General features: G+C 60.3%; 16 protein-coding genes. 14 read left to right on the forward strand and 2 right to left on the reverse strand.

Translation table 11 applies throughout. The features are described 5' to 3' along the window. Positions 1-109: 109 nt before the first annotated feature. From PH605_RS19095 to PH605_RS19105, 3 genes are all read left to right on the forward strand, one after another. Positions 110-889, forward strand: a complete 780-nt coding sequence (locus tag PH605_RS19095; protein ID WP_237680941.1) for an alpha/beta fold hydrolase — start codon at positions 110-112, stop codon at positions 887-889. Positions 890-1,077: 188 nt separating this feature from the next. Then, positions 1,078-2,286: an MFS transporter gene (locus tag PH605_RS19100; protein ID WP_065657752.1), complete on the forward strand. Its 1,209-nt coding sequence runs from the start codon at positions 1,078-1,080 to the stop codon at positions 2,284-2,286. A 173-nt stretch (positions 2,287-2,459) separates the two neighbouring features. Next, a complete protein-coding gene (locus tag PH605_RS19105) occupies positions 2,460-3,269 on the forward strand; it encodes a cyclase family protein (protein WP_065657751.1) in 810 nt (269 codons plus the stop codon). A 23-nt stretch (positions 3,270-3,292) separates the two neighbouring features. Here the strand turns inward: PH605_RS19105 and PH605_RS19110 are convergent, their stop codons facing one another. Beyond that, on the reverse strand, positions 3,293-3,760 hold the full coding sequence (locus PH605_RS19110; RefSeq protein ID WP_003521623.1) for an Lrp/AsnC family transcriptional regulator: 468 nt from the start codon (positions 3,758-3,760) through the stop codon (positions 3,293-3,295). Between the two features lie 121 nt (positions 3,761-3,881). Here PH605_RS19110 and PH605_RS19115 point away from each other — a divergent pair, with 121 nt between their 5' ends. From PH605_RS19115 to ehuA, 11 genes are all read left to right on the forward strand, one after another. Beyond that, a complete protein-coding gene (locus PH605_RS19115; RefSeq protein ID WP_142845776.1) occupies positions 3,882-5,360 on the forward strand; it encodes an NAD-dependent succinate-semialdehyde dehydrogenase in 1,479 nt (492 codons plus the stop codon). A 13-nt stretch (positions 5,361-5,373) separates the two neighbouring features. Continuing rightward, on the forward strand, positions 5,374-6,777 hold the full coding sequence (locus PH605_RS19120) for an aspartate aminotransferase family protein (RefSeq protein WP_142845775.1): 1,404 nt from the start codon (positions 5,374-5,376) through the stop codon (positions 6,775-6,777). A 171-nt stretch (positions 6,778-6,948) separates the two neighbouring features. Then, entirely contained in the window at positions 6,949-8,397 is a 1,449-nt protein-coding gene (gene ehuR / locus PH605_RS19125; RefSeq protein WP_142845774.1) for a MocR-like ectoine utilization transcription factor EhuR, read from the forward strand. 68 nt (positions 8,398-8,465) lie between these two features. Then, positions 8,466-9,485, forward strand: coding sequence for a hydroxyectoine utilization dehydratase EutB (gene eutB, locus PH605_RS19130; protein ID WP_161987954.1), 1,020 nt, complete (start codon positions 8,466-8,468; stop codon positions 9,483-9,485). Further along, complete coding sequence (gene eutC / locus PH605_RS19135) at positions 9,482-10,495, forward strand: ectoine utilization protein EutC (protein ID WP_142845773.1); 1,014 nt, start codon at positions 9,482-9,484, stop codon at positions 10,493-10,495. The genes eutB and eutC overlap by 4 nt, the downstream gene beginning before the upstream one ends. Next, a complete protein-coding gene (doeA, locus tag PH605_RS19140; RefSeq protein WP_142845772.1) occupies positions 10,492-11,670 on the forward strand; it encodes an ectoine hydrolase DoeA in 1,179 nt (392 codons plus the stop codon). The genes eutC and doeA overlap by 4 nt, the downstream gene beginning before the upstream one ends. 4 nt (positions 11,671-11,674) lie before the next feature. Continuing rightward, the gene (doeB, locus tag PH605_RS19145) at positions 11,675-12,688 is read left to right on the forward strand and encodes a N(2)-acetyl-L-2,4-diaminobutanoate deacetylase DoeB (RefSeq protein ID WP_142845771.1); all 1,014 of its coding nucleotides are present in this window, start codon (positions 11,675-11,677) and stop codon (positions 12,686-12,688) included. Between the two features lie 60 nt (positions 12,689-12,748). Then, positions 12,749-13,600, forward strand: coding sequence for an ectoine/hydroxyectoine ABC transporter substrate-binding protein EhuB (gene ehuB / locus PH605_RS19150; protein WP_142845770.1), 852 nt, complete (start codon positions 12,749-12,751; stop codon positions 13,598-13,600). Positions 13,601-13,660: 60 nt separating this feature from the next. Continuing rightward, complete coding sequence (gene ehuC / locus PH605_RS19155; RefSeq protein WP_142845769.1) at positions 13,661-14,326, forward strand: ectoine/hydroxyectoine ABC transporter permease subunit EhuC; 666 nt, start codon at positions 13,661-13,663, stop codon at positions 14,324-14,326. Positions 14,327-14,338: 12 nt separating this feature from the next. Then, positions 14,339-15,031, forward strand: coding sequence for an ectoine/hydroxyectoine ABC transporter permease subunit EhuD (gene ehuD / locus PH605_RS19160; protein ID WP_142845768.1), 693 nt, complete (start codon positions 14,339-14,341; stop codon positions 15,029-15,031). Further along, complete coding sequence (gene ehuA, locus PH605_RS19165; protein ID WP_065657740.1) at positions 15,028-15,807, forward strand: ectoine/hydroxyectoine ABC transporter ATP-binding protein EhuA; 780 nt, start codon at positions 15,028-15,030, stop codon at positions 15,805-15,807. The genes ehuD and ehuA overlap by 4 nt, the downstream gene beginning before the upstream one ends. 11 nt (positions 15,808-15,818) lie before the next feature. Here ehuA and PH605_RS19170 read toward each other — a convergent pair whose 3' ends face one another. Next, positions 15,819-16,814, reverse strand: coding sequence for a hypothetical protein (locus PH605_RS19170; RefSeq protein ID WP_142845767.1), 996 nt, complete (start codon positions 16,812-16,814; stop codon positions 15,819-15,821). Between the last annotated feature and the right edge of the window lie 19 nt (positions 16,815-16,833).

Genomic DNA, 16,833 nt, shown 5'->3' on the forward strand with positions numbered 1-16,833 from the left:
TTATCCCTGAGGGAGCAATTCAATGGACACGCGCGTCACACATCGCAGAACCTCAATTGCGGGGGTAGAGACCTTCTAAAGGGAGGCTGGCTCGCAGGATGCGCCGGTCATTCTGCTGCCGCACGGCTATCCCTGCTCATCCTTCGAGTTCCGAAACCTCATGCCCAGATTGGCCGACAGATGGCGGCTGATCGCACCCGATTTTCCGGGGTTCGGCTATAGCGGCAATCCCGAAGCCTTTTCCTATAGCTTTGACGGTTATGCCAGCTGGCTTAACGCTTTTGTCGAGACGCTGGGTCTCGATCGTTTTGTGCTCTACCTGCACGACTTCGGCTCTCCCATAGGCGCAAGGCTTTCCATCATGAAGCCGGACCGCATCGTGGGACAGATCATCCAGAATGGCGATATTCCCTATGAAGACGCGCTGGGGCCGAAATATGCCGATATCGAAAAGTTCTGGTCGCTGCCTGCAGACCGGATGCGCGCCGCATTTCGCGATGCCGTCACCGAGGAGAATTTTCGTGACGAGTTTCTGAATAACGTCCGTCCCGAACTTACCGCACTCATTCCTCCTGACCTCTGGCAATTGCACTGGAGCCTTGTGACGGAGAGGAGGAAGGATATCGCAGCAGACCTACTTTCTGACCTCAAGGCAAATCGCGACTGGTTTCCGATCCACCGCCGCTACCTGCAAACCTGTCGGCCGCCGACCGTCATCATCTGGGGACCGCAGGATCATTACATGCCCGAGCGCTCCGCACGCGCTTATCTTCGCGACATGCCCGATGCCGAGCTTCATCTACTGGATGGAGGACACTGGCTCCTGGAAACAAACCTTGAGGAAGTCATCCCTTTGATCCGGAGCTTTCTTGATCGCATCCACCACTGATGGGACCACGCTTTCATCGCGCCCTCATTCAGGCCGCCGGTCCGCAATGGCATCCTCCCCACGCGAATGGCACGACAAATGTTGTGCGATGCACAAATTTCGGAGGAATAGGCATTAAATTCGGATTTTTAGATACATATCATCCGGAAAAAACCGTCTAAAACTCTCTCAACTCAAGGAGAGACGTCATGACGGACACAACATCGCAGTTTGATGGGGTAGCTATCCCCCTGGAAACCACAGAAGAACCCGCATGGACGGCTGCGACCTGGTTCGCCGTTCTTTCCATGGCGGCCACCAGCTTCGCGCTGGTATCGGCCGAATTCCTGCCGGCGGGCCTGTTGACGCCCATGGCGCGCGATCTTGGCATCACAGAAGGCACGGCCGGACAGGTCGTCACCGCCACCGCCTCCGTGGGCGCGGTGACGGCCCTGTTGAGCAATGTTCTGATCGGCAAGCTGAACCGCAAGACAGTGCTTGTCGGTCTTAGCGCGCTGGCGATTGCCTCCAACATTCTGGCATCGGTTGCCGCCGATTTCTGGCTATTGCTCTTGGGCCGGGCCGGGCTGGGTGTTGCACTCAGCGGTTTCTGGGCGCTGTCGGTTGCCGTTGTGGCGCGGCTTGTCGGCGCAAATTCAACCGGGCGCGGCATGGCTATCGTTACCCTCGGCGTTTCGCTTGCCACCATTGCAGCTCCTTCGATGGGCGCCCTGATCAGCGACTGGCTGGGATGGCGCATCGCCATGTCTATGACGGCGGGACTTGCCATAGTTGCCATGCTGCTTCAGATACTCAGCCTGCCGTCGCTGCCGGCAAGTACAAGCAACAGTCTTTCCGATGTCCTTGGATTGACGCGACGCCGCAGCGTTCAGCTCGGTATGCTTGCCATCCTGTTGCTGATGACGGGGCATTTTGCAGGCTCGGTCTATGTGCGTCCCTTCCTCGAAAAGGTCACGCTTCTTGACACCACGCCGATTGCACTCGCCCTGCTCGGATTTGGCGTTGCCTCGGTGATCGGCAATGTCGTCGGCGGCCGGATGGCTGACGCCAGTATCCGCGTTGCTCTCATCGTCACTGCAGCGGTGATGGCATTTGCGACGATCGCCCTCGTTATCTGGGGTGCTCATACGAGTGCGGCTTTTGCTCTCGTCGCACTTTGGGGCCTTGCATTCGGCATGGGGCCGGTCGTGCTGCCGACAAACCTCTCCCGTGGTGCACCCGATGCCTTGGAGGCAGCCGGCAGCCTGATGGTGGTATCTTTCCAGGTGGCGATCAGCATTGGCGCGGTGCTCGGCGGTTATATCGTTGACTCCTACGGTGCGACCGCGCCGCTCGCTCTCACCGCCGTCCTTGCCGCATTGACGGTCGCACTCGCCGTCGTGCAGCGTCGCGACTGATCCCTGCCACTCCTGGGCCGCGGGCGACATGACGTCCGCGGCAACCGGATGAGCGGCGAATTTCCGGAGCCGCCACCTGAAACAGGTTAAAAATTGGGGCAGGTCCTGCCTTGCGTCACTCCACCTTTGCGCTACGCTTGAGAACAGGGATTTCTCAATGGAGGGACTGAGGCATGTGCAACAATTGCGTGATCGAGAACGTAAAACGGAACATGCTGTCACGACGCCTGCTGTTCAAGGGCGCCGCGGCCGGTTTAACGGCCATGACGGCGGGCAGCCTGGCGGCGCCGGTGCTGGCGCAATCGCCCCGGCAGGTCGTTGATCTCACCCATACCTATGATTCCACATTTCCCACATTCGATGGCAAACCGGGCATAGAATACGAGTGGGCAGCGGAGATCGCCAAGGACGGCTATCAGCTCCACAAACTCACCATCTACGAACATACCGGCACCCATATCGATGCGCCTTTCCACTTCAGCGCGGATGGCGCGAGCGTCGACCAGCTGGAGCCGCAGAAACTTGTGGCGCCGCTTGTCATCGTCGACATCACCGACCGCGCCAAAGACGATGCCAATTCCACCATTGAAGCCGAAGACATCGAGCGCTGGATATCTGCGAATGGCGACATTCCGGCAGGTGCAATCGTGGCCCTGCGCTCCGGCTGGGCAACCAAAGTGAAGAGCCCCTCATTCCGCAATGACGACGCCGGAAAATTCGCCTTCCCCGGTTTCGGCAAATCGGCGACCGACCTTCTGCTCAAGCTCGATACGGTCGCCATTGGCGTCGACACGCTTTCGCTGGATCCCGGCAACTCCGCAGATTTCGCGGTTCACAATTCCTGGCTGCCGGCGGGGCGCTACGGCATCGAAGGGCTGAACAACCTCGAGGCTCTGCCGGTCAAGGGAGCGACCATAATCGTCGGCGCGCCGGCACACCGCGGCGGAACAGGCGGCCCGGCCCGGATTCTGGCCCTAGTCTGATTCCGGACAGCCCTTTCGTTCACTCATGGATCGATTGGAAAGGCGAATCCGGCCTTGACGCGGTCCATGACGACCATCGTCTTGAACCCCTTGATATCGTGGTTCTCGTAAAAGAACCGGCGGGTGAAGGCCTCGTAGTCTTCCATGTCCTTGGCCGTGATCACCAGGATGAAATCGGCGTCACCCGTCACGTAATAACCGATCATCACCTCCCGCGTGGCGCGAATGGCGGCCTTGAAACGATCGACAATATCGGCCCTTTCTCGCTCCAGCGAGACGAGAACGATCATGGTGATGCCGCGCCCGACGGCCTTGGGCGAAACGATTGCCACATCGGCTTCGATCACCCCTTCATCACGCAGGCGCTTCAACCGACGCTGGCACGCGGTTGGCGACAGGTTGACGATTTTGGCCAACTCTTCCGATGTCAGGCGATTGTTCTTCTGTACGGCGTCAAGCAGTGCCCGGTCGGCTCGGTCAATCTGGGTCATGCGGGATTCCTGCATCTTTATGTCGAACTAAGCATTATTCCTGCGTCGACGCGTGCTTAAACGCCGTCGATCAATCATGCAGCGCAGTTAAGCTTCTGGCAAATGAAAAGGGAACTTGCCGATGGAAGCTATCGCCAGCGCAGCGCTTAAAAACCTTCAACGACCGGAGCTGATCGAACATCGCGCCTTTCTGGATGGGCAATGGGTGGCGCGCAAGGAGACGCTGGGCATTGTCGATCCGGCTAGCGGAGATCATCTGCTCGATGTCTCTTCCTGCTCCCTGAACGACGTGGACGCCGCAGTCGAGGCCGCCGGCAGAGCGTTTCTCCGGTGGCGGGACATGCTGCCCGTGGAACGCGGCGATATCCTGCGGGCATGGGGCCGGCTGATGCGTGACAATGCCCGCGACCTCGCTGTTATCATCAGCGCCGAACAGGGAAAGCCGCTTTCGGAATCGCTCGGCGAAATTTCCTATGCCGCCGCCTTTCTCGACTGGTTTGCGAGCGAAGGCGAGAGATCCTATGGCGAGACAATTCCCAGCCACCTCAAAGGCGGCAATCTTTCCGTGCGGATGCAGCCGATCGGCGTCACGGTGGCCATCACGCCCTGGAACTTTCCCTCAGCCATGATCGCCCGCAAAGCGGGCGCGGCCCTTGCTGCCGGCTGTACGATGATCGTCAAACCGGCGCCGGAAACGCCGCTTTCGGCACTGGCACTGGCAAAACTGGCGCAGGAGGCGGGCATGCCGGCCGGCGTGTTGCAGGTTCTGCCGGGTGAAGCCGCGCCGCTCGCGCGCCGCCTGCTGGAGCATACCGAGGTGCGGGCGTTTTCCTTCACCGGTTCGACGGAGGTGGGGCGGCTCCTCCTCACGCAATCGGCGGCGACCATCAAAAAAGCCTCGCTGGAACTTGGCGGCCACGCACCCTTCATCGTCTTCGCCGATGCGGACCTGTCCCAGACCGTGAAAGGCTGCCTCGCCGCCAAATTCGCCACATCGGGACAGGACTGCCTTGCGGCAAACCGCATCTATGTTCAACGCGGGCTTTATGACCGTTTCATTGAGCGGTTTGCCGATGCGACCTCCAGACTGACCGTCGGCCATGGCCTTGAACCCGGTATCGACATCGGGCCGATGACACGACCGTCCGTCGCCGAAAAGTGCCGTCAGCAGATCGCGCAGGCGCTTTCTGCCGGCGCACGCCTCGTCTGCGGTGGACAGGACCGCCCGCTCGGCGGCAATTTCGTCACCCCCACCGTGCTGGCCGATGTGACAGACGACATGTTGATCGCGCGCGAAGAAACCTTCGGTCCCGTCGCCGCCATCCTGCCCTTCGATGACGAGCGGGAGGTGGTCCGCCGCGCCAATGCCACGGAGATGGGGCTTGCCGCCTATGTCTACACCAACGACCTCGGCCGGGCGATGCGCCTGACCGACCAGCTGGAATACGGCATGGTTGCCGTCAACACCCCGAAATTCACCGGCGCGCCCATTCCATTCGGCGGCTGGAAACAATCCGGCCTTGGCCGCGAGGGCTCGCGTCATGGCCTCTTGGAATATCTCGAACCCAAATATGTCTGCTTCGGCAACCTGGCTGCCTGAAAGGAACTCGCCTATGACCATCGACATCAAAAACATCGCGGAAATGGATCGAAATGCGGTTCTGCATCCCTTCACGCAGCTGAAGGATTTTGCCAGCGGCAAACTCGGCGAACCGACCATCGTCGAAACCGGCAAGGGCATCCGCATTCAGGACGCGCATGGCAAGCAGCTGATCGATGGCTTCGCCGGTCTTTATTGCGTCAATGTCGGCTATGGCCGCACCGAGGTGGCGGAGGCCATCTCCCGTCAGGCCTACAGGCTTGCCTACTACCATTCCTACGCCGCCCACACGACGGACGAACTGGCGATCCTTTCCGACCGGCTGGTGAAGATGGCGCCCGGCAAGATGAGCAAGGTCTTTTACGGCATGTCGGGCTCGGACGCCAACGAGACCCAGGCCAAGCTCGTCTGGTATTACAACAACCTGCGCGGCAGGCCGCAGAAGAAAAAAATCATTTCCCGCGAGAGAGGGTATCACGGCTGCAGCGTGGTCTCCGGCTCCATGACCGGCATGAGCTTTTATCACGACCACATGGACCTGCCGCGCGCCGGCGTGCTGCACACCGGCGTTCCGCACCATTACTGGGGTGCGGAAGCCGGTGAAACCGAGCTGGAATTCTCAAAACGCCGCGCCGATGAACTGGAAGCACTCATCCTGCGCGAAGGGCCCGACACAATAGGCGCCTTCATTGCCGAACCGGTGCTTGGCACGGGCGGCATCACACCGCCGCCGGAAGGCTACTGGCCGGCGATACAGGATGTTCTCAAAAAATACGATGTCCTGCTGATTGCCGATGAGGTGATTACCGGTTTCGGCCGTACAGGCTCCATGTTCGGCTCGCAACATTATGGCATCGAACCGGACCTGATCACCGTCGCCAAGGGCCTGACTTCGGCCTATTTCCCGCTCTCCGGCGCCATCGTTGGAGAAAAAGTCTACAGGGTGATGGAGGAAGGCGCCGATCGCGTCGGGGCCTTCTCCCATGGCTACACCTATTCCGGCCACCCCATCGGTGCGGCTGCGGCAAACGCCGTGCTCGACATTGTCGAAAAGGAAGACCTGCCTGGCAATTCGCGGGCCGTCGGCAGCTATTTTCAGGAGCAGTTGAAGGCGAAGTTCGCGCAGCTTCCAATCGTCGGAGAGGTGCGTGGCGTGGGCCTGATGGGCGCCATCGAATTCGTGGCGGATCGTGAAAAGAAGACACGTTTTGCCCCCGGCCTCACGGTCGGCGCGCGCGTTTCGAAGGCGGCGCGCAACGGCGGCCTTATTGCCCGCGCCATGCCGCATGGCGATATTCTGGGCTTTGCGCCGCCACTCGTCACAACGAAGGCGGAGGTGGACGAGATCATCGCTATCGCCGAAGCCGCCGTGCGCAGCGTCATGGATGATCTGGTGCAGGCCGGCGAGAAAATCTGATCGCCAACCCTCGGGTTAAACGGTCACCGCTGCTGCCCATTTCGAAAGCAATGACGTGACAACTGCACCTATTTGCGGCGCAGTTGTCATCTGCGCTGCATAAGGCTTCATCTTTTCGCAGAAGCATGCATAATGTCATGAAATTACCTTCGTCAAAAACGAGACAATTTCATGCGTCGTCAAGCCAATCCTCTCAGCTCCGATCCGGTTTCCGCAAGCAAACCGGTGGCATGGCGGCCGTCGCTTGCCAAGCAGAAGGGCGAAACGAAACATTCGGCACTGACGGAACGCATCATTGCCGATATCGACGCCGGCGTCCTGAAGCCGATGGACCGCATGCCGACCCACCGCGATCTCGCCCGCGAACTCGGCCTTTCGGTCCAGACCGTCAGTCTTTCCTACAAGGAGGCCGAGCGGCTGGGTTATCTCAGCGGCGAAATCGGCCGCGGCACTTTCGTGAAGACACGGGTGACGGACCGGGCGGGCCGCATGATGCTCGATCACAGCCCGACCGAGGTGCTCGATCTATCGATTATCCGCGGCGTTTATCTCGACGACCATGAAAACGCCTCGCGCGCCATCCTTCGCGACTTGGCCGATGGCGACAATTCGGGCTTCATGCGCCCCTGCCGGCCGGTCGCGGGCCTCGACAGCCATCGCGAAACCGCCCGGATCTGGCTTGGCATGATGGGCGTGACCGCCGGCGCGGAGCGTATTCTTGTCACCAACGGTGCTGCGCACGGCATTTTCCTTGCTTTGAGCTGCATTATCCGCTCGAACGACGTGGTTCTCTGCGAAAACCTCACCGACCACGGCATTATCGGCCTGTCGAACATTCTGGGCTTCAGCCTCAAGGGCCTGCCGACCGACGAAGAGGGCATTCTGCCGGACGCGCTCGAGGCCGCCTGTGCAGCCGGCGGTGTCAGGGCGCTGGTGCTCATTCCCACCCTCAACAATCCCACCGGGCATGTTTCGGGTGCGGAGCGCAGGCGGGCGATTGCGGCGATTGCCGAACGGTACGGCGTCTTTGTCATTGAGGACGAAGTTTATCGCCCGATCATCGAGGATGACCTGCCATCCATCACCGAAATGCTGCCTGATCTGGGCTTTTTCGTCACCAGCTTTACCAAGACGGTGCTGACCGGGCTACGCGTCGGTTATCTCGTCGTGCCGCCCGCCTACTCCATCCGCGCCGCCTCTATCCTGCGTGTATCGAGCTGGAGCGGCACCTATCTCACGGCCGAAATCGCCACGCGCTGGGTCGAAAACGGCACCGCAGGGCGGCTGCTGGATGTCCAGCGCGCCGAAGTGCGTGCGCGGCAAAAGATCGCCACGGACATATTGGGCGACCATATCGCCTCGACCCACCCCCTCTCCTTCTGCGCCTGGCTGAAGGTTCCACCGCGCTGGACGGAGGACGGCCTGGTGCGCGCGCTCACAAACCAGAACGTCGCGGTCACGCCGTCGGAACCATTCATTGCCGGCCCCGGCCATGGAGGCGGCATCCGCATATGCCTCGGCGGCCGCCTCAATCACCCAAGCCTCGTCAAAGCCTTGACCACCGTGCGGCAGACCTTCGAGCAACTGCCGCCGGTCTACGATATCGGTTCAATAGGCTGAGGCAGCCGCCCGAAAATCATTGAATCATTACAATATAATAATTGACATGATTTTACTTCGCTCTCAACATGACAATCATGAAGAGCGAAAACCTGTCCACATCCGCCGACAAAACCCTGCTTCCGGTCTCGCTGACCGCGATAGAGCAGGCAGCTGCGCGGCTTGCCGGACAGGTGGAGCGCACGCCGCTTGTTCGCTCGGACAATCTGTCCGAACGCTGTGGTTATCCCGTTCATCTGAAACTTGAAACCCTTCAGCCCATCGGCGCCTTCAAACTGCGCGGCGCGATGAACGCCATACTCTCGCTTGACGATGAGGCACGTAGGCGTGGCCTCGTCACGGCCTCGACAGGCAATCATGGCCGGGCCGTGGCTTATGCTGCACGCAAGCTCAGAATTCCCTCCACGATTTGCATGTCGGCACTCGTACCGGCGAACAAGGTTGAGGCGATCCGCGCGCTCGGTGCGGAGATTCGGATCGTCGGCAGGTCACAGGATGACGCGCAGGAGGAAGCGGAGCGCCTGAACAAGAATCTCGGCCTGACCGCAATCCCGCCATTCGATGATGCTGACGTTGTGGCCGGCCAGGGCACGATCGGTCTCGAGCTTGTCGAAGACATGCCTGAACTGGCGACGGTGCTCGTTCCTCTTTCCGGCGGCGGCCTTGCGGGCGGTATCGCCGTTGCGGTGAAGGCGCTGAAGCCACGGGCACGGGTCATCGGCATTTCCATGGAGCGGGGTGCGGCGATGCAGGCGTCGGTCGCAGCCGGCCGGCCCGTCACCGTCCGGGAAGAAGAAACGCTGGCAGATTCGCTGGGCGGCGGGATTGGACTAGAGAACCGCGTGACATTCGCGCTTTGCCAGACGCTTCTCGATGAGATCGTGCTGGTTTCCGAAGACGAGATCGCGGCCGGCATCCGCCATGCGGCGCGCGAAGAAGGTTTGACGGTGGAGGGTGCGGGCGCCGTTGGTTTCGCTGCCATCCTGTCCGGCAAGATCGACATCAGCGGCCCGACCGCCATCATCGTGTCGGGCGGAAACATCGATCCGGCGATCCACAGAACAATCATCGACGGGGGAGCCGCATGAGCCGCATCACCATCCTGACCGAAAAAGATCTGCGCGGTGTCATCCAGCTCGACCTTTCCGCTGTCGACTGCGTGGAGCGGGCCTTTGCGGCGCTCGCAACGCAAGCCGTTGCCATGCCGCCGATCCTGCGGCTCGATATTCCGGAGTTTCGTGGCGAAGTGGATGTGAAGACGGCCTATGTGCCGGGCTTTGACGGTTTCGCCATCAAGGTCAGCCCCGGTTTCTTCGACAATCCGAAACTCGGTCTGCCCAGCCTCAATGGCCTGATGATCCTCTTCAGTGCGAAGACCGGACTGGTGGAGGCCCTTCTCCTCGACAATGGCTATCTTACCGATGTGCGGACCGCCGCGGCTGGTGCTGTCGCGGCGCGGCATCTGGCCCGCAAAGACGCGTCCGTCGCCGCAATCTTCGGGGCGGGCATGCAGGCCCGTTTGCAGCTTGAAGCCCTGATGCTGGTGCGCCCGATCAGATCGGCACGGATATGGGCACGCGACCATGACAAGGCCAAGAGACTTGCGGGCGATTTCGCCAGCGAACACGGCATCGAAGTCACCGCCATGGCCGATCCGCAGGCCGCCGCGCGGGGTGCCGATATCATCGTGACAACGACACCAGCCGAAAGCCCGATCCTCTTTGCCGACTGTCTGGAAGAAGGCCAGCATCTGACAGCCGTGGGATCGGATGCCGAACACAAGAACGAGATCGATCCGGCCGTATTCGCCAGAGTACATTATGTCGCGGACCGCATCTCGCAGACCCGCATTCTCGGTGAGTTGCGTCACGCCATCGCCGCCGGCCACGCCGCGTCGGATCAGCACTTCGCCGAACTTGGGGACGTCATTGCTGGCAAGGTGCAGGGCCGCATGTCGAACAAGGACATCACCTTTGCCGACCTGACCGGCACCGGCGTGCAGGACACGGCTATCGCCAATCTCGCCTTTGCCCGCGCAAAGGAAGCCAAGAGCGGTCAAACCATCGAAAACAGCGTAAAAATGGGAGACGCAGCGTGAGCGTAACGCTGAACTTTACGCGCGAGGAATATGCCGCGCGCCTGTCCAAAACACGTAAAGCCATGGAAAAGGCCGGGCTCGATCTTCTGGTCGTCACCGACCCGTCCAACATGCATTGGCTGACCGGCTATGACGGCTGGTCCTTCTATGTGCATCAATGCGTGCTGGTGCCGCCGGAAGGCGAGCCGATCTGGTACGGCCGCAAGCAGGATGCCAACGGCGCCAGACGCACAGCCTATCTCGCCCACGACAATATCATCGGCTATCCGGATCACTACGTTCAATCGACCGAACGGCACCCGATGGACCTGCTGTCTGAGATCATCGAGGAGCGCGGCTGGTCCGGCCTGACGGTCGGTGTCGAGATGGATAATTATTATTTCTCGGCAGCCGCCTTCGCGTCTCTGCAGAAACATCTGCCAAACGCCCGTTTCAAGGATGCCGCGGGTCTCGTGAATTGGCAGCGCGCGGTGAAAAGCCCGACCGAACTCGACTATATGCGCAAGGCCGGCAAAATCGTCGAGCTGATGCACAAACGTATTGTCGATGTCGTTGAGCCGGGCATGCGCAAATGCGATCTCGTGGCCGAAATATACGATGCCGGCATTCGTGGAACCGCCGAATTCGGCGGCGACTATCCCGCCATCGTGCCGCTGCTTCCTTCGGGTGCCGACGCCTCCGCCCCGCATCTGACATGGGACGACAAGCCGATGCGCTCAGGCGAAGGTACTTTCTTCGAAATCGCCGGCGCCTACCGCCGTTATCATTGCCCGCTGTCGCGCACCGTCTTTCTCGGCAAGCCAACACAGGCGTTTCTCGATGCGGAAAAGGCGACTCTTGAGGGCATGGAAGCCGGTCTTTCCGCCGCAAAGCCAGGCAACACCTGCGAGGACATCGCCAATGCCTTCTTCGCCGTCCTGAAAAAATACGGGATAATCAAGGACAACCGCACCGGCTATCCCATCGGCCTCTCCTATCCGCCGGACTGGGGCGAGCGCACCATGAGCCTTCGCCCCGGCGACGGCACGGAGCTGAAGCCCGGCATGACATTCCATTTCATGACCGGTCTCTGGCTGAAAGACATGGGCCTCGAAATCACCGAAAGCATCGCCATCACCGAAACGGGTGTCGAATGCCTTTCCAATGTGCCGCGGCAACTGTTCGTGAAAGGCTGAGACGATGTTGAAGACCGCGCTTCGCCCCTCGCCGATCACGCCCACCGTCGATTTTGACGCGAAGGGTGTGCAGCATGGTCATCTGCGGCTGCCATACAGCCGCGATGACAGCGCCTGGGGCTCGGTGATGATTCCGATCTGCGTCATCGCCAATGGCGAAGGGCCGACAGCCCTTTTGACCGGCGCCAATCATGGTGACGAATATGAGGGACCGGCAGCACTTTTTGAACTCGCCCACACGCTTGATCCGGCAGATGTGAACGGGCGCGTCATCATCGTGCCGGCGCTCAACTATCCGGCCTTTCGAGCGGGAACACGCACCTCGCCCATCGACAGGGGAAACCTGAACCGCAGCTTTCCCGGCCGCCCTGACGGCACGGTGACGGAGAAGATCGCCGACTACGTGACCCGCCATCTGATACCGCTCGCGGATATCGTTCTCGATTTCCATTCCGGCGGCAGGACGCTTGATTTCCTGCCCTATGCCGCAGCCCACGAATTGCCCGACAAGACGCAGGAGGCCCGGTGTTTTGAAGCGGTGGCGGCTTTTGCTGCGCCCTATTCGATGAAGATGCTGGAAATCGATGCCGTCGGCATGCTCGACACAACGGTCGAGGAGATGGGCAAGGTCTTTGTCACGACCGAACTCGGCGGAGCCGGCACGGCAAGCGCAAGATCGATCGACATCGCCCGGAAAGGCACCGTCAATCTGCTGCGCCATGCCGACATCCTCGCAGGCGCACCGGCACCTGCGCCAAGCCGCTGGCTGGATATGCCATCCAGCGATTGCTTCACCTTTGCCGAAGACGACGGGCTCGTCGCTTTTGTCCGCGATCTGGGAGACGCGGTCACGGCGGGTGAAACAATCGCCCGGGTTTATTCTCTCGGCAAAACCGGCCTCGCGCCGGTCGATTACCGCGCCTCCATCAATGGCGTGCTTGCCGCGCGCCATGTTCCCGGCCTGATCAAGGCCGGCGACTGCCTTTCCGTCATCGCCACGGTCACGGAGAATACCTAGCCACAAGAACATCGTGAGATCCGAAAACGGACCGCGCAACCCAACCAGAGGAGTAAGAACATGCACATTACCAGACTTGCCGGGCTTTCCGCCCTCGCGCTTACCATCGGCGTGACGTCCGCCAGCGCCCTGACTGTCGAAGAAGTCAAAAGCCAGGGCTATATCCGCGCCGCAACGGCCAATGAAGTGCCCTATTCCTACATGCAGCCAGACGGCACCTCCGCCGGCATCGGCCCCGATGTGGCCAACGCGGTTCTGAAATCGATGGGTATCGAGGAGGTCAACTGGACGGTGACGCCCTTCGGCACGCTGATCCCCGGCCTCAAAGCCCGTCGCTTCGATTTTGCGGCCGCCGAACAGAACATCTCGCCCGAGCGCTGCAAGCAGGTCGCCTTCACCGAACCGAACTCGTCCTATGGCGAAGGCCTGCTGGTGAAGAAGGGCAATCCGAAAAAGCTGACCACCTATGCCGATATCGCCAAGGACCCCTCGTTGAAGGTAGCTGTCGTGTCGGGCGCCAACAATGTCGACTTCCTGCGGGCGGTCGGCGTCAAGGAAGAGCAGATCGTCTTCATCCCCGCCAATGCCGATGCCATTCCCACCGTCCAGAGCCGGGCCGACGCCTACGCCGCGACGGAACTGACGGTTTCGGAACTCGCCAAGGGTCAGGCCAATGTCGAGCAGGTCAAGCCTTTCACCGATCCGGTCGTGAAGGATGCGCCGGTGCGTAATTACGGGGGTTTTGCCTTCCGGCCAGAAGACAAGGAGCTGCGTGACGCCTTCAACGCCGCACTCGTCGAATTCCGCAAGACCGACGATTACAAGAAAATCCTCGCCAAATATGGCCTCTCCGAACAGAGTATTGCGGCGGCGGCCGAAAAGAAGGTCGCCGATCTCTGCGCCGGCAAATAATGCCAGCCGGCGCCCGGCCATAACCGGGCGCCGTTCCTCGGAAACTCGGGAAAACGCCAGATGGACATGACCGCCTATCTGCCAATGTTATGGCAAGGTGCCGTCGTCACCATGACGATTACGGTCGCAGCCCTTGTCGTCGGCACGGTGCTCGCCTTTTTCTTCGGCATTCTGCGCGTCGAGGGTGGACCGATCCTGTCGACCATCGCGCTTTGTTACACGGAAGTGTTCCGCGGCACCTCGCTGCTGGTGCAGCTTTTCTGGTTTTATTATGCCCTGCCGCTGGTCGGGCTGAGCTTCGATCCGATTACCACCGGCGTGCTGGTGCTTGCCGCCCATGCCGGCGGTTACGGAGCGGAAATCGTTCGCGGCGCGCTGTCGTCCGTCTCGGTGCAGCAGCTGGAAGCCGCACGCGCGCTGAATTTCACACGGATGCAGACGCTGTTTCGCATTTCCTTGCCGCAAGCTGTCGTTGAGATGATGCCGGCCTTCGGCAATCTCGCCATCGAAACGCTGAAGCTTTCATCGCTCGTGTCGCTGATCTCGATTGCCGATCTCACATTCGCGGCGCAGTCGATCCGCAACCTGACGCTGGATAGCGCCAGCATCTATTCGGTCACGCTGCTTTGTTATTTTGCGATGTCGCTGATCCTGATGGTCCTCATCCGGGTGATCGAACGCTTCGTGCGCCGCGGCAACGTCTTCCCGCGCACCCGCCATTCGTAAGGATATCTTCTCATGATGTATGGTTACGAATGGGACACGACCACCTGGCTCACCTACACGACCTCCATCCTGCCCATCATTCTGATTGGACTTACGGTAACGCTGAAAGCAGCCGCCGCCGGCTTCGCGATTGCGCTGGTTCTGGGGCTTGTCTTTGCGCTGCTGCGCCGCAGCCGGGTGAAAATGATCTCCTGGCCGACCGCGCTGGTGGTCGAATTCCTGCGCGATACGCCGCTTCTGGTGCAGCTGTTCTTTCTCTATTACGTGCTTCCGGATTTCGGCATTGTCCTGCCGGCATTTCTCACCGGCGCGCTGGCGCTCGGCCTGCAATATGCCGCCTACACGTCCGAGGTCTATCGCGGCGGCATAGAGGCGGTGCATCACGGCCAGTGGGAAGCGGCGACGGCGCTTAATCTCACACACATGCAGACCTACAGGGATATCATCATCCCCCAGGCCATTCCGCGCATCGTTCCGGCCATGGGCAACTATCTGGTTGCCATGATCAAGGAAACGCCGGTGCTTTCCGTCGTCACGGTTCTGGAGATGATGGGGCTTGCCAATATGATCGGCGAGCGCACCTTCGAATATCTGGTGCCGCTGACGCTTGTGGGCCTGATCTTCCTCCTTCTGACCATAATCTGCTCGGCAGGCCTCAGCCGCCTGCAAAGGGCACTTCCAAAAGCAGGAATACCCTTGCGATGACCAACAACACGAACCAGCCACTGATCGAATTTTCCGATGTCACGAAACGCTTCGGCATTCTGACGGTGCTCGACCAGTTCAATTTCAGCGTGGCGAAGGGCGAAAAAGTCACCCTCATCGGTCCGTCCGGCTCCGGCAAATCAACAGTTCTGCGCATTCTCATGACGCTGGAGCCGTTCCAGGAGGGAAAGCTGACCCTTGCGGATATGTCCTACCATGAGCCAGGCGGCAAAGGACCATTCAAGGCCTCGGAAAAACATCTGCGCCAGATCCGCAACCACGTCGGCATGGTGTTCCAGAGCTTCAATCTCTTTCCCCATATGACCGTCCTTCGCAATATCGTGGAGGCGCCGGTGCGGGTTCTGGGCATCGGCCGCGCGGAGGCGGAGGCGCGCGCAATCGAATTGCTGAAGATGGTCGGGCTGGCGGATAAGAAGGATCATTATCCGGTGCAGCTTTCCGGCGGGCAGCAGCAGCGTGTCGCCATTGCCCGCTCGCTTGCCATGCGTCCGCGTGTCCTGCTTTTCGATGAGCCGACCTCGGCGCTCGACCCGCAACTGGTCGGCGAAGTGCTGTCCGTCATCCGCGACCTGGCCCATGAGCATGACCTGACAATGCTTCTTGTCACCCACGAAATGCGCTTTGCACGGGAAGTCTCGGACCGCGTGTGTTTCTTCGATAAGGGCCGCATCTGCGAACAGGGAAAACCGGACGAGATTTTTGGCCAGCCGAAAGAAGACCGCACACGCGAATTTCTGGCTTCCGTCTTACGGTGACCTTGGTGCAATCAGTCGGCAGGGCTGGACAGAACCTTTCCGTCCCTGCCCTGCACGATATCATGCGACGGAACCGGTGGAGCATCGGCAGCCGGCAGGGGCGGGATTATCAACCACGCGCCGGGATAGTCGTTGCGAAGATGCCGGGGATTGTAACGAATACTGGTTCCGGCGGCATGGTGAAGCGTCCCGAGCGTTGCGTCTTTTGACAGGACACCTCTTTTGATCTCGTGGAGTTTTCGCTCGCCATCAAGGGCAAGCGTCGCCTCGGAAAGATCGAAACCGTCGATGTGAACCGTCTGGTCCTGCGCCGTGTCGAGAACCCATTTATCGGAATCGACGACGCCATCGATATAGACATTGCCGGTGGAGGCACGCAGGGACGTGCCTTTCGGCAGGGTGATGCCGTCGACAACATTGCCATCGGAAAGAGTGCAGTTGTTGAAAGCGGATATGCCGCCATCGGGCGAAAGATCGAACTCCACCGGTTGCGTCGCGTCGCAGCGCCAGCCGTTCTGGGTGGTCACGCCGTTGCCGGTGATCCGCATGGTCTGCGGGGTAAAGCCCACTGTTTCATAATTCTCGTTGGTTTTTATCGCGATATAACGGGCGATTTCGACGGCATCGATATCCGCCACCCGCACCGGATGCGGAAACACGGCCCGGTCGAAGGCTTCCCTGTTATTGGCAATGGCCAGTTCGAGTTTGGTGCCCTTGGGCATATCGATTTGGCCCAGACGCGCCGGCTCGAGCAGTTCCGGCCGATGGCTTGCCGCCCTCTCTTTGTCATAGGCGCGCATCTGCAGATAAAAATCACCGAACCGAAAGAGGGTGAAAAGCGCGACGGCGGTTACCAGCCCATAGGGCAGGATCGTGGGGCGCTTCCAGCGGCCTGCCACATATCGTACGAACAGCAGGAACGTCCAGACGATCCATACGAAGGTCGTGATGAGCAAGAAGGCAAGGAGAAGCAACGCTTCGACGGACGGGAGTGCGACAGGGATCATGCAAACCAATGGTCTTGGG

This window comes from Agrobacterium sp. CFBP 3001, assembly GCF_027871605.1.
GTDB lineage: Bacteria > Pseudomonadota > Alphaproteobacteria > Rhizobiales > Rhizobiaceae > Agrobacterium > Agrobacterium leguminum.